At 42.3% G+C, this 20,724-nt stretch carries 22 protein-coding genes; 10 read left to right on the top strand and 12 right to left on the bottom strand.

What is annotated here, in order from left to right:
* Positions 1–40: 40 nt before the first annotated feature.
* From H9W84_RS04745 to glnA, 5 genes are all read right to left on the bottom strand, one after another.
* Positions 41–1,216, bottom strand: a complete 1,176-nt coding sequence (locus tag H9W84_RS04745; protein ID WP_239741999.1) for a DEAD/DEAH box helicase — start codon at positions 1,214–1,216, stop codon at positions 41–43.
* A gap of 124 nt (positions 1,217–1,340) precedes the next feature.
* Positions 1,341–1,553 (bottom strand): cold shock domain-containing protein, encoded by a 213-nt coding sequence (locus H9W84_RS04740; protein WP_007116878.1) that lies wholly within the window; start codon positions 1,551–1,553, stop codon positions 1,341–1,343.
* Positions 1,554–1,825: 272 nt separating this feature from the next.
* Positions 1,826–2,506 (bottom strand): 4'-phosphopantetheinyl transferase family protein, encoded by a 681-nt coding sequence (locus H9W84_RS04735; protein WP_239741996.1) that lies wholly within the window; start codon positions 2,504–2,506, stop codon positions 1,826–1,828.
* 44 nt (positions 2,507–2,550) lie between these two features.
* Positions 2,551–3,327 (bottom strand): DUF4124 domain-containing protein, encoded by a 777-nt coding sequence (locus H9W84_RS04730; RefSeq protein ID WP_239741994.1) that lies wholly within the window; start codon positions 3,325–3,327, stop codon positions 2,551–2,553.
* A gap of 146 nt (positions 3,328–3,473) precedes the next feature.
* On the bottom strand, positions 3,474–4,883 hold the full coding sequence (gene glnA / locus H9W84_RS04725; protein ID WP_065252507.1) for a type I glutamate--ammonia ligase: 1,410 nt from the start codon (positions 4,881–4,883) through the stop codon (positions 3,474–3,476).
* A 493-nt stretch (positions 4,884–5,376) separates the two neighbouring features.
* Here glnA and H9W84_RS04720 point away from each other — a divergent pair, with 493 nt between their 5' ends.
* The 3 genes from H9W84_RS04720 (at position 5,377) to trpC (ending at position 8,089) form a co-directional block, all read left to right on the top strand.
* Positions 5,377–6,003 carry an anthranilate synthase component II gene (locus tag H9W84_RS04720; RefSeq protein WP_095355595.1) on the top strand — a complete coding sequence of 209 codons (627 nt, stop codon included), beginning with the start codon at positions 5,377–5,379 and terminating at the stop codon, positions 6,001–6,003.
* A 127-nt stretch (positions 6,004–6,130) separates the two neighbouring features.
* Entirely contained in the window at positions 6,131–7,261 is a 1,131-nt protein-coding gene (gene trpD / locus H9W84_RS04715) for an anthranilate phosphoribosyltransferase (RefSeq protein ID WP_239741992.1), read from the top strand.
* Between the two features lie 15 nt (positions 7,262–7,276).
* Entirely contained in the window at positions 7,277–8,089 is an 813-nt protein-coding gene (gene trpC / locus H9W84_RS04710) for an indole-3-glycerol phosphate synthase TrpC (RefSeq protein ID WP_239741990.1), read from the top strand.
* A gap of 119 nt (positions 8,090–8,208) precedes the next feature.
* Here trpC and H9W84_RS04705 read toward each other — a convergent pair whose 3' ends face one another.
* Positions 8,209–8,739, bottom strand: a complete 531-nt coding sequence (locus tag H9W84_RS04705; protein WP_239741988.1) for a hypothetical protein — start codon at positions 8,737–8,739, stop codon at positions 8,209–8,211.
* Positions 8,740–8,914: 175 nt separating this feature from the next.
* Between H9W84_RS04705 and H9W84_RS04700 the strand changes: the two genes are divergently transcribed.
* From H9W84_RS04700 to truC, 3 genes are all read left to right on the top strand, one after another.
* Positions 8,915–9,640, top strand: coding sequence for a Smr/MutS family protein (locus tag H9W84_RS04700; protein ID WP_239741986.1), 726 nt, complete (start codon positions 8,915–8,917; stop codon positions 9,638–9,640).
* A gap of 251 nt (positions 9,641–9,891) precedes the next feature.
* The gene (locus H9W84_RS04695; RefSeq protein WP_239741984.1) at positions 9,892–11,280 is read left to right on the top strand and encodes an APC family permease; all 1,389 of its coding nucleotides are present in this window, start codon (positions 9,892–9,894) and stop codon (positions 11,278–11,280) included.
* Between the two features lie 70 nt (positions 11,281–11,350).
* Positions 11,351–12,151, top strand: coding sequence for a tRNA pseudouridine(65) synthase TruC (truC, locus tag H9W84_RS04690; protein ID WP_239741982.1), 801 nt, complete (start codon positions 11,351–11,353; stop codon positions 12,149–12,151).
* Between the two features lie 32 nt (positions 12,152–12,183).
* Here the strand turns inward: truC and H9W84_RS04685 are convergent, their stop codons facing one another.
* Both H9W84_RS04685 and H9W84_RS04680 read right to left on the bottom strand, forming a co-directional pair.
* Entirely contained in the window at positions 12,184–12,780 is a 597-nt protein-coding gene (locus tag H9W84_RS04685; RefSeq protein WP_239743667.1) for a phosphatase PAP2 family protein, read from the bottom strand.
* A 124-nt stretch (positions 12,781–12,904) separates the two neighbouring features.
* Positions 12,905–14,353 (bottom strand): glycosyltransferase family 4 protein, encoded by a 1,449-nt coding sequence (locus tag H9W84_RS04680; protein WP_239741979.1) that lies wholly within the window; start codon positions 14,351–14,353, stop codon positions 12,905–12,907.
* Positions 14,354–14,726: 373 nt separating this feature from the next.
* Between H9W84_RS04680 and tusD the strand changes: the two genes are divergently transcribed.
* Genes tusD through H9W84_RS04665 form a run of 3 tightly spaced genes read left to right on the top strand, consistent with a single transcriptional unit; the run spans position 14,727 to position 15,856 of the window.
* Positions 14,727–15,167, top strand: coding sequence for a sulfurtransferase complex subunit TusD (gene tusD, locus H9W84_RS04675; protein WP_420846665.1), 441 nt, complete (start codon positions 14,727–14,729; stop codon positions 15,165–15,167).
* Between the two features lie 30 nt (positions 15,168–15,197).
* Positions 15,198–15,530 carry a hypothetical protein gene (locus H9W84_RS04670; protein WP_239741975.1) on the top strand — a complete coding sequence of 111 codons (333 nt, stop codon included), beginning with the start codon at positions 15,198–15,200 and terminating at the stop codon, positions 15,528–15,530.
* 5 nt (positions 15,531–15,535) lie between these two features.
* Complete coding sequence (locus H9W84_RS04665; protein ID WP_239741973.1) at positions 15,536–15,856, top strand: TusE/DsrC/DsvC family sulfur relay protein; 321 nt, start codon at positions 15,536–15,538, stop codon at positions 15,854–15,856.
* Between the two features lie 9 nt (positions 15,857–15,865).
* On the opposite strand, the gene H9W84_RS04660 is transcribed toward H9W84_RS04665, so the two are convergent.
* Positions 15,866–16,390 carry a tRNA (cytidine(34)-2'-O)-methyltransferase gene (locus H9W84_RS04660; protein ID WP_239741971.1) on the bottom strand — a complete coding sequence of 175 codons (525 nt, stop codon included), beginning with the start codon at positions 16,388–16,390 and terminating at the stop codon, positions 15,866–15,868.
* 290 nt (positions 16,391–16,680) lie between these two features.
* Between H9W84_RS04660 and H9W84_RS04655 the strand changes: the two genes are divergently transcribed.
* Positions 16,681–16,827 carry an entericidin A/B family lipoprotein gene (locus H9W84_RS04655; RefSeq protein WP_060994912.1) on the top strand — a complete coding sequence of 49 codons (147 nt, stop codon included), beginning with the start codon at positions 16,681–16,683 and terminating at the stop codon, positions 16,825–16,827.
* Between the two features lie 93 nt (positions 16,828–16,920).
* Here H9W84_RS04655 and H9W84_RS04650 read toward each other — a convergent pair whose 3' ends face one another.
* The 3 genes from H9W84_RS04650 to glpK all read right to left on the bottom strand — a co-directional run bounded on the left by H9W84_RS04650 (position 16,921) and on the right by glpK (position 20,602).
* Positions 16,921–17,610, bottom strand: coding sequence for a TetR/AcrR family transcriptional regulator (locus H9W84_RS04650; RefSeq protein WP_065252496.1), 690 nt, complete (start codon positions 17,608–17,610; stop codon positions 16,921–16,923).
* A gap of 20 nt (positions 17,611–17,630) precedes the next feature.
* Positions 17,631–18,638 (bottom strand): endonuclease/exonuclease/phosphatase family protein, encoded by a 1,008-nt coding sequence (locus H9W84_RS04645; protein WP_404932301.1) that lies wholly within the window; start codon positions 18,636–18,638, stop codon positions 17,631–17,633.
* A 365-nt stretch (positions 18,639–19,003) separates the two neighbouring features.
* The gene (glpK, locus tag H9W84_RS04640) at positions 19,004–20,602 is read right to left on the bottom strand and encodes a glycerol kinase GlpK (RefSeq protein ID WP_239741968.1); all 1,599 of its coding nucleotides are present in this window, start codon (positions 20,600–20,602) and stop codon (positions 19,004–19,006) included.
* Positions 20,603–20,724: the final 122 nt, after the last annotated feature.

The following is a 20,724-nucleotide window of genomic DNA, read 5'->3' as shown; positions in this document are numbered from 1 at the left end:
TTGATTGATAGCGCCCTTGATGTTTTATTAATTAAAAAATTTAATCCTCTAAAAAACGGGTATCATTCGACCATTGCTGCATTTTGATAGTTTCATCCAAATATTGCTCGATAGCCGGCAAATTAAACCCGTCGTTTTCACTGATAAAGCTAATACTCATACCTTTATTGCCTGCCCGACCTGTACGACCGATACGATGAACATAATCATCAGGACTATCTGGCAAGGTATAATTGACCACACAAGCCACATCATCCACATGAATACCTCGCCCTGCGACATCAGTCGCCACTAAAATATTGGCATCGCCTTGACGAAATTGTGCCAAATATTTCTCGCGTTTTGCTTGGATGACATCCCCTGACAATATCACTACTTTATACTGACGATTAAGTTTGTCATACAGGCGCTTGACTTGGTCTTTACGATTGGCAAAGACAATCATTTTCTTGGGAGAAATTTTTTCAATAATTTGCTCTAACGCCGCCAGTTTATCCGATTCCATCAAGGTAAAAAACAGCTGCTCGATGTTTTGACTGGTTTTCTGCTCGGGCGCAATCTCTACAAAAATCGGTTGATATAACCAGCGATAAGCTAAATTCATCACATCTTGGTTAAAGGTAGCGGAGAAAAGCAGGGTTTGCCGATGCGTATTGGCAGGCATCATACGAATCAACCGTTTGATATCAGGTATAAACCCCATATCTAGCATTCTATCCGCTTCATCTAATACCAAAATTTCAAGACGATCGAGATACACATGGTGCTGAAAGCAAAAATCAATCAAACGACCTGGGGTGGCGATGATGATATCGACAAACTTTTGATGCAGCTGCTTTGACTGCGTGTCATAGTCTGTGCCACCGAGCAAACAAACAGTATGCAGTTTGGTAAACTTGGTGAGCTCAAGGCAATCTTGATAAATTTGTTGAGCCAGTTCTCGAGTCGGCGCGAGCACCAGCGCACGGGTTTCACCCAAAAAACGATCGCCATCAACCTCAGGGTTTAGAGGATTATTCAGCAATTCATTGATGATGGTGAGTAAAAACGTTGCTGTCTTACCTGTACCTGTTTGTGCCTGCCCGATGGCATCTTGCCCAGCGAGTGTATTGGGCAATATTTGCGCTTGGATAGGGGTTAGCGTTTGATAGCCTAATTGATCAATCGCTTGTTTAAGCGCTGGATGAAGGGGTAATTGTGAGAAAGTTTGAAACACAGAGAGTTAACCTATTTTGACCAATCAATCATTGGCTATGAGAAACAACAAAAACCAAGTTAATTACCTCAACTTGGTTTGCAAAAAGGTCAAAAATAACACTTTAACCCCTTTTTGGCTTAACTTATTCGACTTTGGTAACTTCTTCAGCTTGAAGACCTTTTTGACCTTCAACCACGATGAATTCAACTTTTTGACCATCTTGAAGTGAACGGTAGCCGTCACCTTGAATCGCGCGGAAATGAACAAAAATATCTTCACCGCTGTTACGTTGAATAAATCCAAAACCTTTTGAATCATTAAACCATTTTACAATGCCTTGTTCACGAACTGACATATTATAACTTCCTTTAACACTATTAATGGTAGGTTTTTAAAGTAGTTTTTTAACCAAGGCTAGTTAAGCCTAGTTAAGTTTAACTACCCATCACCTACGCCTGCTAAATAATGTACTAGTTAAGCTTTTGTAATAGTTTGTTAAAACATTTCTCTACAATGTCGCTTACATAGTAAATTGTTCTTATAGCAATCATAGCATGGGTTTTTTACAAAAAAAAGTAATTTCGTAAGAATTGGTTATTTTTTTAAACAGCGATTTTTTAGCCTTATTTAACGGTTTACGATAATAAAACTGCAAGGTTTGCTAATAAAATTGCCAACTATTTTAGCGTCGGCTTGCACACATTGTATGGGCTTATCTTTAGCATTTATCTCATCGATGCCAATGAGCTGATTGATAACCTCCTCGCCCCATTCATCTAGCACATCATGCTTTAATTCTTTTATTAATTGCTTGTCGGCATTTTGATGGGTTTTGATGGCACATTCTTTAAGTCGCCATAGTAAGTTTCGTAAAACTGCCTGATTGACTGCAGGTTTTTGATTTAACCATTGGTATTCATGGGGTGAAAAAAAGCGCGAAGCAACCTGATGACTAATTGCGCTGTCTTCAACATCAATGCCGATATTGGCATAGGGCGAAATCAATACTGCAGCATGTTGGCGGCTATGGCTAAAACTGACATACCAAGTGTAACCGTCAGCGGTTATAAAATGATAAGGAAAGTTTGTATCCATTAACTCGCCTGTCACATTGAGCGCTTGCTGTAGCTTTTTTAGTAATTGACGACAATACATTGACCCTGTTTTATGGGTTGACGCTGCTTTATTGATTGACCCTGCTTTATGGGTTAACCTTATTTTATTGCTTGATAGCGTAGCCTGTTCACCCAAATTATGGTGAATATCAATAGCCACCCAGCTATGGTGTTCGATTGGATAAAACTGCATCGGTTATGGTAGTGCCTTATGGGATAAGCAAATTTAATCACGCCTTAAAGTATTTTTTTATACCAAGGTTGATTGGCTTTCTTCTTTTGTGCTTGCGCAATTGCTTTACGTTTTTTTTGATACAGTACATTATTACTGATGAGAGTGATAGCGCGAGTGTCTTGCGCGATGACTTCCCCTAAGACGTTTTCAACGCTTACAGTAATGGTATAAGGGTTAGGATCGAGCGTGGTGGTTGCGATAGTATAGCTGGTATCTTTTATGGTCGCCAAGGTTTGGTTATTGAGTTGATAGACGATTCTATCGCCTGTTTTTAAACTCGGTGTCAAAGCAACGTTAATCTCAATGGGTTGACTACCCCGTCGCAGTGTTTGCCCGGCTGCAGGCGCTACAATTTTTATGACATAATCCCCCTGCTGGCTTGCTAAGATGGCTTGGGTCGATAAGCGACCAGTTAAGCTATCACCTAAACTATCACGCAAGCGATTGTCAGTAGCCGTACTCGCTGCATTATCAACTTCATTGTTCAAGCTAGTGGATGTCGTTGCCGGTTGATTGGTCGTCGATGATAATTGTGATTGGGTGGGTAATTTATCGAGCACGCTGATATTATTACTGTTTTTATTGTATTGATAAGCGGTATTGATATTATCGGTATATACTACTTGACCCTCTGAGGTGGTCGTCTTATACACTTCAGCATGACTTAACTGTGACAACAATAACACGACAGCCGTGAGTGCAAGGTTATAACTATAGCGTAAACTACTATTATTATCGGTACTATATTTATTACCCGTACTATATTTTGTCAAAATCATATAAGTCTTCCCCTCAAAACCCATTATTGTGCATATTTTAGCAAGCTTGATAATTAATCCCTAAATAATTTTGTCTATTAGCCTAAAAATTTCACATAAAAAAACCCAACTTAATGTAAAGTTGGGTTTTTTGAAAAGCGAACTTATTAGCAGCTGTAGTACATATCAAATTCGATTGGATGAACTGATACGTTGTAACGCTCTACTTCTTCTTTTTTCAAGGCAATGTAAGCGTCAAGCATTTCTTTGGTAAATACGCCACCTTTGGTTAAGAATTCATGGTCGTCTTCTAACGCTTTAAGCGCAACTTCCAAGTTCTCCGCCACCGTTGGGATCAATGCTTCTTCTTCTGGTGGAAGGTCGTATAAGTTTTTGTCTGCGGCTTCACCTGGATGGATTTTGTTTTGGATACCATCAAGTGCTGCCATCAATAATGCGGCAAAGCAAAGATAAGGGTTGGCTGCTGGGTCTGGGAAACGTGCTTCAATACGTTTGCCTTTCGGGCTTGCCACGTATGGAATACGAATTGACGCTGAGCGGTTACGCGCTGAATAAGCCAGTTTAATAGGCGCTTCATAATGCGGTACTAGGCGTTTGTAGCTGTTGGTTGATGGGTTGGTGATGGCGTTTAATGCACGAGCATGTTTGATGATACCACCGATTGCGTATAAAGCAGTTTCTGATAACCCTGCGTATTCATCACCGGCAAAGGTGTTTTTGCCATCTTTTTGGATTGACAAATGAACGTGCATACCTGAACCATTATCACCAACCATCGGTTTTGGCATAAAGGTCGCGGTCTTACCATATTCGTGTGCAACGTTGTGTACTGCATATTTGAACTGTTGTACTTCGTCCGCTTTACGGACTAGAGTATTAAATGATACACCGATTTCTAGCTGGCAAGAGGCAACTTCATGGTGATGGACTTCAACACGGCCTTCACCCATAATCGCTTCTACCGCGGCACACATATCAGCGCGCATATCTTGTGAGCTATCAACGGGTGGTACTGGGAAGTAACCGCCTTTGACGCGTGGACGGTGCGCATAGTTACCGCCTTCCATTTCTTTATCAGTTGACCAAGCGGCTTCATCAGCTGAGATGGTGTGACGGGCGCCGGACATGTCGATTGACCATTTTACATCATCAAATACGAAGAATTCTGGCTCTGGACCAAAGAATGCGGTATCGCCGATACCCGTTGATTTTAGGTATTCTTCAGCACGTCGCGCGATTGAACGTGGGTCACGGTCATAACCTTGCATGGTTGATGGCTCGATAACGTCACAGGTCACAACAACGGTCGTTTCACGAAAGAAAGGATCGACGAATGCGGTATCAGCATCTGGCATCAAAATCATATCTGACGCTTCAATGCCTTTCCAACCAGCGATTGATGAACCATCAAACATTTTACCTTCTTCAAAAATGTCTTCGTCCATGCTGTCAGCTGGATAGCTTACATGTTGCTCTTTACCTTTAGTGTCAGTAAAGCGAAAATCTACCCACTTTGCTTCGCTAGATTTGATTAAATCTAAAAATTTATTCGACATTGCTCGTTTCCTTTTACTTACGCAAAAAATGATTAAAAAAACGTTACGCCACTTTATACTCTTTTCGGTGCTGTGACAAGAGATAAACAAAGTAGTGCTTGTTGAAGTTAAACTTTCAAGTTATGTGCCAACTTTTGCGCTATCATGCTAAAGATTAAATTTTTATATCAAATTCAATGAGTTATTTGAGAGTGTATTTAATTATGAAGTTGGCTGATATGACTATCTGCCTAGATGACCTTCAAATCGCTATGGGGCTGTAATACTTGCACCATTTTAATGAAAATTTCATCTATATTCACTTTTATAGTGCGTTAATTATACGTTTAACTATTTTAGGGAAAATCATTAACATTGATCTCTCCGACTCGGCTTCATGTATTCGGTTTCATTCACTTGTATAATGGTTGTGGTAAAATAATTAACTAAAATAACGGTGAAGTTTTTTCATTGGCTAACCACCGTCCAACAATTACAGCATAGGGTTTCTGGATTGCTACTTTTTATTGATAACTACGACAGTTTTACCTACAATTTGGTGCAGTATTTTGAGCAATTGGGGCAACCCGTTGAAGTCTGGCGCAATGATGCTTGCAGCAGTGAAGATATCATTCGTTTAAATCCCGATTATTTGGTCATTGGTCCCGGACCTTGCACGCCAAGCGATGCGGGCAATACGTTGAGTTTTATCAAAGACTGTGCCGGCATTATTCCTATATTAGGCGTTTGCTTGGGTCATCAAGCCATTGGGCAAGCATTTGGTGCCCATATCATCCGTTGCCCAACGATTATGCATGGGCGGGTATCGCAAGTTTTTCATCACCACCAAGGGATATTTGCCGGGCTTCCCTCACCTTTTAACGCCACTCGCTATCATTCTTTAGCGATTGCGGCAGACAGTTTGCCTAATTGTCTAGAGGTTACCGCATGGTGTGATGATACTCACCCACATAATTTGCTGCCATCCGCTACTGTGATGGGCATTAGGCATCAAACATTGCCGATTGAAGGGGTGCAGTTTCATCCAGAATCTATTTTAAGTGAGCATGGGTATGCAATTTTGAAAAATTTTTTAGCTAATTATGAAAACCATGAAAACTATCAAAGCGCTAACCCTTAGACTGGGATAATTGAGTTTTGCGGGTTAAAGTTTGGCTTTAAAACTTGGCTTTAAAACCTGGCTTTGTTATAGTATACTAGTACAATGATATATAAAGTGTAAGCCATAAAACTCATACGAGACTGACATGACCCATACTGTAACGCCCTATCTTGGTGACATTACCACGTCTATTGAAAACAACCAACCATTAACGCCAGAGCAAACCCAACTACTGCTTACCACGGCACTTGATCGCGCCATCAATACCATTGACCTGACCTATGCAGAAATGCGCGGCGTCATGCTAGCTATCATGCAAGGTCAATGCCCCGATGCCATGATGGGCGCGCTGCTCACCGCGCTGCGTATGAAAGGTGAAAGTATCGAAGAAATCACTGCCGCCGCCCAAGTGATGCGGGAGCTGGCGATTAAAGTGGATTTATCGGATGTGCCCAATGTCGTCGATATTGTGGGTACGGGGGGCGATGGCGCAAATCTATTTAATGTATCTACCGCCGCTACGATGGTCGCAGCAGTAGCTGGCTGTCATGTCGCCAAGCATGGTAATGGCGGCGTTTCCGGCAAATCGGGCAGTTCCGATTTGCTGCAGCAAGCGGGTATCAATTTGGCACTAAATACCGAGCAGATTACCCAGTCGATTAAGACCCATGGCATCGGTTTTTTGTTTGCGCCCAATCACCATGTAGCAATGAAACATGCGATGCCCATTCGCCGCACCCTAAAAACGCGTACGGTGTTTAATATTTTAGGACCTTTGACCAACCCGGCGGGCGTCAAAAATGCCATGATTGGGGTATTTAATCCTTCGCTGTGCGAACCGCTTGCCAATGTGTTCAAAAACCTTGGCGCAGAGCATGTGCTAGTCGTCGGCTCAGTGGATAACCTTGATGAAATCTCACTAGCGACTTATACCCACGTGGCTGAACTTAAAGACGGCAAAGTCAGCGTATATGATATCGAACCTGAAGATGTTGGTATCGAATCGCAAACGCTCAAAGGCTTAATCATTGACAGTCCAAGCCAAAGCCTAGCCCTCATCCGCGAAGCACTCGACAACAATCCCAATAAAACCCCCATCGCCAAAAAAGCAGCGGATATGATTGCCTTGAACGCCGGTGCGACCATCTATGTAGCAGGTAAAGCAGATACCATAAAACAAGGCGTAGCCATGGCACAAGATATCATCAGTAGTGGCAAAGCCTTGCAAAAAATGGCAGCATTAGCAAGCTTTACTCAGCAATTCACCTCTCATTAAATTTTTGGAAAAACCATGCCTCATCAAGCAGTCCCCTCGGTATTACAAAAGATTGTCGACACCAAACGCCAAGAACTAGTCAGAGCCAAGCAACAACAATCTTGGCACGACCTTGAGCAAATTGCCGCAACGAACCGCGATGACATCCGTGATTTTGCCGGCAGTTTGCGCAAAGCAGGCATCCGTGTCATTGCGGAAGTCAAAAAAGCCTCGCCATCCAAAGGCATCATCGCGCCCAATTTCGATGCTGTCGCTACCGCAGTCGGCTATGAACAAGCGGGTGCCGCTTGCCTATCGGTATTGACGGATACGGATTATTTCCAAGGCTCGGATGAGTATTTATTGCAAGTGCGCCAAGCGGTCAGCCTACCTGTGCTACGCAAAGATTTTATGATTGAGCCGTATCACATTTTGCAATCACGTGCGCTTGGGGCAGATTGTATTTTGCTGATTATGGCGTGTTTATCAGATGCGCAAGTCGCTGAGCTGCATGAGTTGGCGCTAAAGCTTAGCATGAGTGTACTCATTGAGTGTCATGATGAAATAGAAGTGGAACGCGCGTTACGCTTGCCCGCCCATCATCAAAACGTGTATGGGGTTAATAATCGCAATCTACATAACTTTGATGTGAGTTTGGACACTACCCTACGTCTAAAAACACTGTTTCCACAAGATAGCTTACTGGTGACAGAAAGCGGGATTGATTCGGCAGAGGATGTAAAATTGATGCTTGACCATGACATCCATGCGTTTTTGATTGGTGAGCAGTTTATGAAAACAGGCGATGCAGGTAGTGCTTTAGCAAAGTTATTGGCAGATAGTTTATAGTGTAAGCTTCTAATATCTTTATATTATGTATGACTTAAAAAAGGGTGCATAAAAACACCCTACCATTGAGTATTAAACAGTTTTTAATCTTTAGAAATTAGATAAAGATTATTACAAGCTCACATATATTCTACAAACATTAAAACTTTTAAATTTTCTTCGCTTATTTTCATACCATATTTCTCAAATGTTTCTTCCCAACTATCAACGACATTACCTAAGAACGACATAAGTTCAAGAGCATCTCCATCCTTTGTTTCTATTTTAAATGTTAACCTTTCATTATTAGAATTTTTGATAGGATTTCCATTTGAATCTATTAATATATGTTCTGATGCTTGACCATCGACTGAAGTAATATGTTCAATTCTGTCAGTATGAAGTTTAAGGTGCTTAGATGAATTTGCAATTGAAGCACAGTAATTCAACCATTGATTATTAGAATGCTCTTTGTAAAAATCACGTTTATGTGAATCAATTAATCCCAAGTAGGATATACACCAGTCTCTTATAGAGACGGATGTAACGCAAAAGTTAAAAAAATGGTCACTTTTTTCCCTTAAATCTTGTGATAACCAAGTTCTTCTGCCTTCTCTAACTAATTTTCCTAGCATATCCTTTGGACAACTATATACTTGTATTACAGCCATATTTAAAATTCCTAATACTAGTTGCCTCAGAATGACAAACAATATTTTACAATATTTATTCTTAGCAACGAAATTTTATGAGTAATTTTATAGCGTATAAGACGCATCTTACAAAATGACCATAAAATTTTTTGAGTTTGATATAATAGCCGTTTTCTTTACGAGAACTTCTAAAATGGCAAATTTATTTTCAAAAGAAATGCAAGACCAGTTAAAGCAGCTTAAAACCGAACTGGGTAAAGGTCGCAGCCAAACTAAAGAAACCGATGAAAACGGCAAACCGACTGAAACCGTGGGCTTATTGAGCAAGCAACAAGTCGCCAAACAAGTTAAAAAATATAATAGCGAACATCTTGATGATGATAAATTGCTATTTATGCAAGCCATGTCAGGCGTGCAGCCAATCAAAGATAAAAACTTGGCGGATAAAAACAACGCTGGCAATAAGCTTGATGCGACGACGCTAGCCAAACGCGCGGCGGCAGTCGGTGGTGACGATGATAGCGGGCATGTATTGTCTGATATGCAAGCGCTGCTCAACCCCGTCTCTGGCGATGCTTATTTAAGTTATAAAACCGCAACGCTACAAAACAAAGTGTTTAATGAGCTCAAACAAGGCAAGATTCGCTGGTATGATGCCGTAGATTTACACGGTGCCACCATTGAAGAGGCCCGTGAAGCCATGAGTCAGTTGATTTTACAGGCTCAAAAAAACAATGAAAATTGCGTGAAAATCATTCATGGCAAAGGCATTGATAGTATCTTAAAAACTTGCGTCAATGGCTGGTTGCGTCAGATTCCTGAAGTGCTTGCTTTTTGCTCAGCGCCTGCGGCACAAGGTGGCAATGGTGCAGTGTTGGTATTACTCAAAAAACGTGAAAAAGCCAATCGCGACCAATAACCATTGTACTGCTATTCTGACTATAGGTTAAATTTTACAAAATCATGCATAGAACAAACGATGCATGATTTTTTTAACGAGATTTTTTAATTGTTAATAGTTTATTCTTAGTTTTTGTTTATAATAGGCTCTTTTTTTTCATGGATTAAATGCTCTGCATTAATCTACTCTCAACTGGCTAAAAACAGCGCCCATTTGTCTTTTGACAGCTGACTGTTTTTAACACCACTGGGTATAGGAGAAAGGTAACTTTGAACAATACCACCACTGCGACTAATTCGCCCGCTAAATTGCAACGTCAATTGGCACTCTGGCACATTATCATTATTGGTTTGGCGTATATTCAGCCCATGACCGTATTTGATACCTTTGGCTTGGTTTCTGAAGCCAGTCATCAGCACGTTCCAACATCTTATATTATTGCTTTGATTGCTATTTTGCTTACCTCGCTAAGTTACGGTAGCATGATTCGTCGTTATCCTTCGGCGGGTTCGGCATATACCTATGCGCAAAAATCGATTCATCCCAATGTCGGGTTTATGGTGGGTTGGTCTTCTTGGTTGGATTATTTATTGTCACCTTTGGTCAATATTATCCTAGCGGTGATTTATCTTGAAGCACTGTTCCCTGATGTCAACAAATGGATTTGGGTATTTATTCTGACGGGATTTATGACCTGGATTAATGTGCATGGCTCCAAAGTCGTGGCTTATTTTAATAGTTGGATTGTGTTTATTCAGCTATTGATTATTGGTGTATTTACGTGGTTGGTGTACAGCAAATTGATGGCGGGCACCAATGCGGATGGCACTATCAATGATGCAGCTTACCAATTATGGAGCTTAAAGCCGTTTTGGAGTGATATTGCCAACATGACGGCACTTATCAGTGGTGCAACGATTTTATGTTTCTCTTTCACAGGCTTTGACTCACTCAGCTCATTGGCAGAAGAAACCAAAGATGTGCAAAAAACCCTACCAAAAGCAATTTTCTTGACCGCATTGATTGCAGGTATTGTGTTTATCATTAGTACTTACTTTATGCAGATTTATTTCCCACAAACCCCTGACAAATATTTCCCAGATGTGGCTGCTACCCAGCCAGATATTTTGATGTTGGTCGGTGGTTCTGCGTTTCAAGCCGCTGTACTGGGCTTTGCAATTGTCACGGTGATGGCGTCAGGTATTTCTGCACATGCCGGTGTTTCTCGTTTGATGTATGTAATGGGGCGTGATGGGGTCATTAATAAACGTATTTTTGGTCATATTCATCCAAAATACTTGACCCCAACCTACAATATCTATATCGCGGGTGTGATTGCATTAACCGCGGGTTTTATTGAGTTTGATGTCATCGCGCATTTGATTAGTTTTGGAGCATTGACGGCGTTTAGTTTTGTTAATTTATCCGTGATTGCGACCTACATCATCCGTGAAAAACGCTACCACAGTGCCTATGATTTGTTTATGTATTTGATTGTGCCGCTGTTGGGCTTTATCAGTGTTGCGCTGATGTGGAAAGAAAGTGAGCCTATCGCCATCAAAATGGGCTTAGGCTGGGCAGTAATCGGTATAATTTACTTGGCATTTAAAACCGGTGGCTTTAAGCGTCTTCCACCGATGCACAATGAACATGAATAATGGTTAAGGTGGTGAAAAGGTCAGATACGATTCTGACCTTTTTTATGTCTGTGGCTTTTGGGAAAACGGCATGTTAGAAATTTTATATCAAGATGAACACTGTGTGGCAGTCAATAAGCCTGCGGGTATGCTTGTCCATCGAAGCTGGCTTGACCGTCATGAAACCGAGTTTGTGATGCAGACCCTGCGCGATCAATTGGCTCAATATGTTTATCCGATTCATCGCTTAGACCGGCCGACATCGGGGGTGTTACTGTTTGCTTTATCGAGCGAATCAGCGCGGCAACTGTGTGAGCAATTTGAAAACAGGCAAGTGCAAAAATCTTACTTAGCCATCGTGCGCGGATATTTGACAGTGAATGCGCAGACATCTGGGCTGATTGATTACCCACTCGCACAAATTTTGGATAAAATTGGCGATAAACCAAGTTTGCAGGCGCTACAACAAAGAAAGGTTAGTTCGACAGACATGTTTGATGAATCCCTTAGAAACCCTACAGAATTAACCTTACTGCAACCTGCGCAAACGCATTGGCAATGCTTGGCAACAACTGAACAGCCGTTTCAAGCGCGCGGCCGCTATCCCACTTCACGCTTTAGCCTGGCTAGATTGACGCCCATTACTGGACGAAAACACCAACTACGTCGCCATATGAAGCATGTGTTTCATCCGATTATTGGTGATACCAGCTATGGCGATCATCACCAAAATCGTGCCATCCGTCAACACATCGGCGTACATCGATTGATGTTACATGCGCATACCTTGGCTTTTAATAGACTGACCGACAATCGGCGTGTTGATATCACTGCACCCGTGGATACAGATTGGTTAACGATGTGTGCACAGTTTGGCTTTCATTTGCCTTAATAGTTTGCGATATCATTATTTGGCGACATCCTTTACGCAACCAAGTAATCACTCACTTTACTGCCGATGGTCGCAAATGTTGCGCCAATGCCTGCACCCACCAACACATCGGTGGGATAATGTAACCCAAGCACCAAGCGCGATAATGCCACCAGCATCGTAAATGGTAGCAACACCCATAACATCATCGGCACTTGATGCCCTATCATGGTGGTAAACAATACCGCTTGCAGTGTATGCCCCGATGGAAAACTAAATACATCTAAAGGCCGTTCGCCTAAAGTAATGGTCTGGTGTACTTGGTAAGGGCGTGGACGCACTGTGTGCACTTTTAAATACTTATACAGCAAGTAACCACAAAAACTGCTGAGTAACACCACACACACTTTCACAGCGACGATACTAGCGACCAGTCCTTGCGATAGTAACGCTACTAACATCACTACCGTCGATACTGCCCAAAACCAACCATCGCCTAAGCGGCTGATGGTTTTGAAGAACTGGGCAAAAAACTTCAATTGTGACAGCAAATTTACCCGTAAACATAAGCGGGTGTCCCATTGCAGCACGCGCTTTTGCAAATGATGTAGTTTAGGTTTACTGTGCAAAAACTGATAATAATTGCGCATTAAATTGGGTAAGTTTTCGACAGGGCTAGCAGAGGTACAGGTGAATTCTGAATTGGCAAGTGACAGATTGGGATTTTTTATGGGTTGATTCATGGCGCCATCCTTTTTTTTGCCTATTTGAACCTCACGTTTTGGAAAAAAACGCGGCAGATTCAGCAGGTCTTTGGGTTGGGTGACTATTATGGGTTGAGTGGCTATTTTGGGGTGAATGACTATATCGTGGGTGGTTTTTTGCCACGACAGTCGGGTGAACTGACTCAGGTGTGAGGGCGATTGTTGAATCCGCTAGCGGATGTTGAGCTGGCGCTTGAGAAGACAAAATGGCTGGCGTCACTGTGCTGGCTGTTAGGGAATTAGTCTGGATTGATAGCACCTCATAAAACATGGTCAACATTTCTTGGGCAGGTTTTTGCCAAGAAAAAGCAGCTACCTTGTGCCGCGCGGCTAGTCGCATCTGATCAAGCTGTTGTTGTTTAGGCAATTCACTAATCATCGCTACAAAGCGTTGTTCTTGCCCAAGCGGTACGGTTTTACCACAACTATCATCCACCAACAGCGCCGCAGCCGCGTCATTATAGGCAAAAATTGGCAAACCCGATGCCATCGCTTCGGTGACGACATTACCGAAAGTTTCTACTTGACTAGCAAAGACAAAAGCATCGGCACTGGCATAATAACTTGCCAGCGCCTCACCTGTTTTAAAGCCTGCAAAAATAATGCTTGTATCATTGGCATGGCGTTTAACGAGCGCTTCTTTGTATGGTCCATCACCGACAATCACTAATTTGACATGACGATGCAGCTGCTGTAATTGTAGCGCTTTGAAGCTTTTAATGACGGTATCCATACCTTTTTCAGGGGAAACACGGCTCACACACATTAACACTGTGGTACCCTCGCCCACGCCCCAGCTTTGCCGTAATACTTGGCTACGTTTGCTCGGTGCATAGCGCGCTGTATCAACGCCACGACCGACTTGGTACAAATGCTTGAAACCAAATTTAGCCAGCTGATGTTGGGTGGTCTGGCTTGGAATACACGTGGCATTGCAATTGTTGTGAAAACGCTTCATATACGCAAGCAAAGGTAGTGAGATTACTTTCCAACCAAAATATCGGCTAAAATCATGAAACGCGGTGTGATAACCTGATGAGACTTTAATTCTTTGCTGTTTGCCAGCAATCAACGCCGCAAGCCCCAAAGGACCTTCCGTCACGATATGCACGATATCAGGACGAAGCTTGCGCAGCTGCTTCGTTAAAAATCGGTAACAAGGTAGCCCCATGCGCAGATGCGGGTAATAGGGAATGGGCAAACTTGGCACTTGCAAATCAGTGGTAACAGCCGCAGTGTTAAGCCCTGTCGTTAGGGTATGTTGTTCGACTTCATCGCTTTGTTTGGGGCGAATCAACGTAATGCGATGCCCCATCGATTTGAGTTCGCGCATGATTTGATAAACGCTTGAGGCTACCCCATTGATATCTGGCAGCCAAGTTTCAGTCACCAAAGCGATATGCAATGATGGCCTATTGTCATGAAAAGGCGTGCCTGCAACTTGAGTTGAGGGATTCATGTGATTTGCTGACGTCGTCTGAGTGTCAGACGAAGCCTGGTACAAATTAGTGTTTACAGTGTTGTCACTCATAGTATGTTATCAACCATTACAACCGACTGCTTTGTTTGACTACGAAAGCCGTTTCGGTAAATTAAATCAATCCTTTGTATGGGTTAAGCTTATAAGCCGCCATTGACAACCTCATGTCAATTTGATAACAATTTGATGACAATTGCTTGGTAACTATTACAACTGTCACACCTATCGCAGCTATTACAAGTATCGCAAATAGGGATCGATTTTGCTAAAATAACGAGCATATTGCAGCTTTATAGATTAATTTATAGATGGTTAAATGACTGATTTGATAAATACATCGAATAATACCGCTATGCCAAATACTTCGACGTTGGATACACCGATTGTGATGCTGATGACACATGCGCCTAGTCATCCGCTTACCAAACGAGCGCTTGAATGCGCCCAATCGCTATGTGCAAACGACAGTAAAACAACCGTTGAGCAAAACCCGTTAACTAATACCGATTTTAAAATTTTCTTATATAGTGATGCGGTGATGTTGGCAAACCGATTAATTTGGCTGCCCGATGATATCGAAAATTTGGCAAAAAATTGGCAACACTTTGCTATGAGTCATAATTTAACCATTCAAGTGTGTGTGAGTGCCGCTTTGGCTCGCGGGGTAACAGATGCTGACAATGCGACTAGACATCAGCTACAAGGTGACAATTTGGCAGATGGCTTTGAATTAGTCGGTTTGGGTGAATTAGCCATGCATCTACACAGTGCAAAAACGGTTTATCAGTTTTAATTGGGATAGGTTTAGCGATAGCGGTTTACTATGAAAATTGTCATTAATATTTACGCTGACACGTTTTTGCTTTGTCATGAAGCCTTATCAATGGCGTTTGCGCTGGCAGCGTTTGATCACCAAATTCAGCTGATTATCGGTGATGGCATGCTAAACTTACTACTTGATGAGCCTACGGGCAAGCTTGCCCATATGCTAGCATCCCTTGATATGTATGATATCCCGTCCGCTTGGCTGGCGCTAGCGGATTTTGATAGATTCAAAGCATGGCAAGCGAACCAATCAACAACCTTCGATTGGTGTGCTCAAGTCGCGCTACAGCCAACCACACCGCCTCATTTTGATACCACTTTTGACTTATAAATACTATGACCCAACTTCCCGAACTTGACCAAGACGGTCATTTGATAGCTCATCAAACCTGGACACCAGATATCGCGCAACAATTGGCGAACACGCTGGATGTCACGTTAACCCCTGAGCACTATCAAATCATAGACGCAGTACGTCAATATTATGATTTATACAGCCATCCACCGACGACCCGTCCTTTAATCAAGTTTTTATCTAAGCAATTGCCCTCATTGGCGATTAATAACACCAAACTGCAAGCCATGTTTAACACGGGTCTTGTCGCGCGCCATGTCAACCGCATTGCAGGGTTGCCCAAACCTGCAAATTGCTTATAAATTTTGACCTTATTTGGGGTCATAAGGGACGAGATTGTCATAACCGATACTGTGACCGTTATCACCGCCAAACCCCTGCTGACGCCAAACTTCAAATAATGTAATTGCCACACTGTTAGACAAATTCAAACTGCGAGAGGTCGGCAACATAGGCAAACGCAACCAGTTGTCTTGCCCAATTGCCGCGCGAATTGGCTCGGGTAATCCGGCTGTCTCTGACCCAAATACCAAAGCGATATTTGCCACTTGCGTAAAATCTTCATCATATAAAGGTTTGCTAAGCTTGGTGGTCAAGGCAACAATTCTTTGTACCCCACTTTGGCTTAGACTGTCCTGTGCATCCCGCCAATTGGCATGTACTTTGACATTTGCCCATTCATGATAGTCTAGCCCTGCTCGGCGTAATTTTTTATCTTCTAACTCAAACCCTAGTGGCTCAACCAAATGTAGCGTTGCGCCCGTATTGGCGCATAACCGAATAATATTGCCTGTATTGCTTGGCATTTTGGGTTCAACTAATACCACATGAATCATGTCAACATCCTTAACCGGATTAAAATAGAACAGATCGAAATAAAAAAGCGCTAAATGCGAAGATTAATTTACAAAAAACCTATACTTATTGCGTAAATTTAAGTTTTTTTTACAACTTGATAGTTTTGGTTACATTAACGCTATAGCGACGTTAGACTAACCTGCATTACCATGACTCTACCAAGCATGTTTTACTTTATTTTAACTTTTATAAGTCAATAAAGTCGCATGATTTAATCTGGTAGCTAAAAACTGTTAAAAAATAATGGATATATCTGAGGAAATTTAAAATGAAAAAATTAATCGCTGCATCAATCGCTGTTATGTTTGCTGTCACAGGTTGTAATACAGTCAAAGGTTTTGGTAAAGACGTATCAAAAACAGGTGACGCAGTAACCAATACCGCACAAAATACTCAAAATAAAATCAAGTCGTAGATTTTCTGTTTAAGTAAAAAAACCCATCTCGCTGATGGGTTTTTTATTACCTCTTGTATTGCCTATCGCTTAAAACCCTAGTAGGTTATAAAATTAGCCGTTTTTTGGCAAATTTTCAGGTAGATAACAACGTAGATAAGCAATCACCGCTGTAATCGCTTCTTGACGATAGGTATCGGTAATTTCTTTTTCTGAGCGATAAGCTAAAATAAAAATACCATTAATGATACCGTATGCGACTAACAATTGCTGATGAATGGTTTCTAAAGCCGGCATTTTATAATGCTCAGACAGCTTATCATACACCATTTGGGCGAGGCTTTTTTCGATTTCACTACCAAACGCATTGCCCTCAAAATCTGGGGTATTGGTCTCATAAATCAAACGGGCAACCGTTAAATCGGATTGAATAATATCAACGCCTGTCTCAATGACTGTGGTGATATAAGCCTGCCAGCGACTAAATTGTTTGGCATCGACTTTTTCAAGCTTGTTAAAAATTTCTATCGCATTTAAAAAACGCAATGCCAAAAAAATCGCTTCAACGTTTGGAAAGAAGTGATAGGCTGAGGCTCTGGGAATGTCCGCTCGTTCACATACATCAGCCAAACTAATCTCACTGACAGGTCGGGTCGCGCTCAATTCTTTGGCAGCGGCTAATAATTTTTGGCGACGTAAACGACCTTGCTGGCTAGTGAACTTGAATTTGTTAGGGACCAAGCGGCGAGCGAGCTCAGAGTCCACTAACACATCCTCAATTTTTTCATCATAAGCGCTTGACATATTTCCTCTCTATCGACTGATTATGAATAAAGTTTAATTTGTGCCCGTACCAATCCATGATCGGTTGGGCGTTGTTCTACAATAAATTTGAGATGATCGTTAAAATAATCAACTTGTAATACTTCGCCGATGTTAAATTTACTATCAGCTAAAAACTGTTCAGATACCAAAATTTGATCAAGCACTTCTGGCATACCTTGGTGGATATGTGTGTACGCCACATCCTTCAGCCAGTGCATACGGCTTTGTATCGTAGAGGCATCATATAGCACGATATCCCGCATCGACTTATCATAAAATACTTCACCCGATTCGCTTAAAAGTTGACAAGTGACACTTTGCATCACATCATTCATATCCCCTAACAAAATCAGCGGATGGTTGTTGTGTGACAGTTTTTCGATGACCACTTGGCGAATGCCTGCCGCTTCCGCTGCCCGCATACACAGACTGCGCAGCTTGGCGCGGACTCGAATTAGCGGATCATTGCGATCTTCTAACGGCTCGCCTTGCGCGTTTTCTAAAAACTCAGGGCGTTTACTTTTTAGATGCGCCACAATCACGGTGACCACCATGCCATTTGGCAATCTGATGTCGGCAATCAGCGGGGGACGGTTAAATTGTTGATAAAGCCCAACATCAGGAACGTCCAACAACGCAATCGCAGGCATCTGCGTGAGCAATTGGGTGTTAATAATTTCAAAACGCGATACCAAACCTACGCTAGGGGTGCCAACTGCGCCTCGCCCTTGGGTTAATGGACTATCTGGCTGATTACTGGCTAGTGGCACAGTGACATGATAGTCATTGAGACCGGCCGCACGACATAAGTCAATGAGTGCTTGCTCATCCCAAATTTCTTGGCAACCAATGATATCAGCTTGCAATTGCCGAAAGATGGGGGCAAGTGCATTGATTTTTTGTTGATATTGCTGCGGCGTATACACGTCTTGGTTTCGATAAAAAACCCGATTGGGCAGTGCAAAGTTGAGTAAATTTGCCGTAGCGATAACAAATTGATTGTCCACTGTCATATCCTTAATGTTTAGTTACCAGTTATCCCTGCTTGCTTGTAGCAACATTGTCCAAAAAATTTCCTGACTTTCATCTTCATAATTTTCATCACTGTCAACACAGTGTCGAATTTCGAAGCATTATACATTTTTTTATTCAATTTCTACACAAAAAATCATTATTTTTAGCCAAAATTCGCTGACATTTTTAAGCAGGGTTTAAAAATTGGGTACATAAAGTGCTTTTTTTTACTTAATGTACTTAATTGCTAACGAAAATCACTCTCGTGTCGAGTCTTTCAAAAAATTTGTCATATAGTTAACCATTTGTTTTTACATTATTTTTATTTTTTTAAAGCTATGTTAATGATTCTCTTGCTTTAATTTTGTTCGTTTAATAGTTGATTAATATAAAACTGCCAACGCTCAACGATGGCTTGGCGTTCAGACGATGCCATCTTAGGCTCAAAGATACGATCTAACTGCCAACTTTCACCAATGCTAGTGTCATCATACAGTCCCACCGCTTGCCCTGCCAATAATGCCACCCCTTTTGCGGTACTCTCTGTGGTCGTCGGTCGCAGCACAGGCACATTGAGTATATCGGCTTGAAATTGCATTAAGATATTGTTATTGGCAGCGCCCCCATCCACGCGCAGTTCGTGCAATGGCACAGGGCTATCTTTTTGCATGGCGATTAACACATCATAAGCTTGCAGCGCAATCGCTTCTAAGGCGGCTCTAGCGATATGCGCTTTGGTAGTGCCGCGTGTCAGCCCGATAAGTCTTGCGGTGGCATCTGCTCGCCAGTAAGGTGCGCCAAGCCCGGTAAAAGCAGGAATCAAGGTCACCCCTTGGCTATCCGGCACTTGCGCCGCCAAGGTTTCAACGTCCTCACTGCGCGCTATCATACCTAAGTTATCGCGTAGCCACTGCACGATGGCACCTGCCATAAACACACTGCCTTCAAGCGCATATTGTGTTTGTGTGACGCTTGTTTTTTTATTTCGTTGTAAATTTTGTAAAGGTTTTAACAAGTTGGGCAATTTACCTGAAGGTTCATGCCGGTTAGGTTGACGAGCGTGATTCGCCTGTGTGGTTTGCCAAGCGACGGTGGTAAGTAATTTCTGATGACTGACACAGGGTTTATCACCGGTATTCATTAATAAAAAACAGCCGGTGCCATAGGTGGATTTTGCCATGCCTGCTCGGTTACAGCCCTGCCCATACAAGGCGGCTTGCTGATCGCCTAGCACTGCCGTGACTGGGATTTGTTTGCCAAACATCCCTTGTTTGGTGACCCCAAAATCGCCATCCGATGGCTTGATGGTAGGTAACATGGTTTTGGGAATATCAAACAATTCCAATAATTCATCAGACCAGTCGCCTGTTTGCAAAGACATCAGCATGGTGCGTGACGCGTTGGTGATATCAATGCTATGCTCGCCTGTCATGTTAAACAGTAGCCAGCTATCCACGGTACCAAAAGCCAAATCACCTGCTAGCGATTGTTGGCGAAGCTTAGGGTTTTGGTTTAACAGCCATACGATTTTGCTGGCACTAAAATACGGATCTATACGTAGTCCGGTAATTTGCTGGATTTTGGCGTCAAAGCCTTTATCACGCCAGTCTCTACACCACTGATGGGTACGTCTATCTTGCCAGACAATGGCAGGTGCGACAGGCTTACCGGTCTTTTTATGCCAAATTATGGTGGTCTCACGTTGGTTGGTGATACCGATGGCTGAGATATCTGTCGCCAATAATCCTGCTTTGGCAATCACTTCTTGGGCAGTACTAATTTGGGTTTGCCAGATATCATTGGCATTTTGCTCAATAAACCCGGCTTTTGGGGTGATGATACCCAGTGGCTTTTGGGCGATGGCGATGGGTGTTAATTGGTTATCAAAGATGATACTGCGGCTTGAGGTAGTGCCCTGATCCAGCGCTAAAATAAATCCGTTTTCTGTTTTAGCCATGTTGTTGTCTCAAACGATTGTGTTAAGCGTCAATATGTTATCTTAGCAAATACTTACCCATCAACTTTTATATTACTGCGGCTGAAACCTTAAGGCAACGATTCGCGAAAAAATAGCCATTG

The sequence above is a fragment of the Moraxella tetraodonis genome, assembly GCF_022359095.1.
GTDB classification, from domain to species: Bacteria; Pseudomonadota; Gammaproteobacteria; order Pseudomonadales; family Moraxellaceae; genus Faucicola; species Faucicola tetraodonis.
The sequence above is the reverse complement of the archived record's forward strand: the minus strand, read 5'-3'. Positions and strand labels throughout refer to the sequence as shown.

Coding starts and splice junctions, on each gene's coding strand:
- H9W84_RS04740 (WP_007116878.1), bottom strand. CDS start 1,553: ATGTCAGTTCGTGAACAAGGCATTGTAAAATGGTTTAATGATTCAAAA.
- H9W84_RS04735 (WP_239741996.1), bottom strand. CDS start 2,506: ATGCAGTTTTATCCAATCGAACACCATAGCTGGGTGGCTATTGATATT.
- H9W84_RS04730 (WP_239741994.1), bottom strand. CDS start 3,327: ATGATTTTGACAAAATATAGTACGGGTAATAAATATAGTACCGATAAT.
- glnA (WP_065252507.1), bottom strand. CDS start 4,883: ATGTCGAATAAATTTTTAGATTTAATCAAATCTAGCGAAGCAAAGTGG.
- trpD (WP_239741992.1), top strand. CDS start 6,131: ATGACCCATACTGTAACGCCCTATCTTGGTGACATTACCACGTCTATT.
- trpC (WP_239741990.1), top strand. CDS start 7,277: ATGCCTCATCAAGCAGTCCCCTCGGTATTACAAAAGATTGTCGACACC.
- H9W84_RS04705 (WP_239741988.1), bottom strand. CDS start 8,739: ATGGCTGTAATACAAGTATATAGTTGTCCAAAGGATATGCTAGGAAAA.
- H9W84_RS04700 (WP_239741986.1), top strand. CDS start 8,915: ATGGCAAATTTATTTTCAAAAGAAATGCAAGACCAGTTAAAGCAGCTT.
- truC (WP_239741982.1), top strand. CDS start 11,351: ATGTTAGAAATTTTATATCAAGATGAACACTGTGTGGCAGTCAATAAG.
- H9W84_RS04685 (WP_239743667.1), bottom strand. CDS start 12,780: ATGCGCAATTATTATCAGTTTTTGCACAGTAAACCTAAACTACATCAT.
- H9W84_RS04680 (WP_239741979.1), bottom strand. CDS start 14,353: ATGAATCCCTCAACTCAAGTTGCAGGCACGCCTTTTCATGACAATAGG.
- tusD (WP_420846665.1), top strand. CDS start 14,727: ATGCCAAATACTTCGACGTTGGATACACCGATTGTGATGCTGATGACA.
- H9W84_RS04670 (WP_239741975.1), top strand. CDS start 15,198: ATGAAAATTGTCATTAATATTTACGCTGACACGTTTTTGCTTTGTCAT.
- H9W84_RS04665 (WP_239741973.1), top strand. CDS start 15,536: ATGACCCAACTTCCCGAACTTGACCAAGACGGTCATTTGATAGCTCAT.
- H9W84_RS04660 (WP_239741971.1), bottom strand. CDS start 16,390: ATGATTCATGTGGTATTAGTTGAACCCAAAATGCCAAGCAATACAGGC.
- H9W84_RS04655 (WP_060994912.1), top strand. CDS start 16,681: ATGAAAAAATTAATCGCTGCATCAATCGCTGTTATGTTTGCTGTCACA.
- H9W84_RS04650 (WP_065252496.1), bottom strand. CDS start 17,610: ATGTCAAGCGCTTATGATGAAAAAATTGAGGATGTGTTAGTGGACTCT.
- glpK (WP_239741968.1), bottom strand. CDS start 20,602: ATGGCTAAAACAGAAAACGGATTTATTTTAGCGCTGGATCAGGGCACT.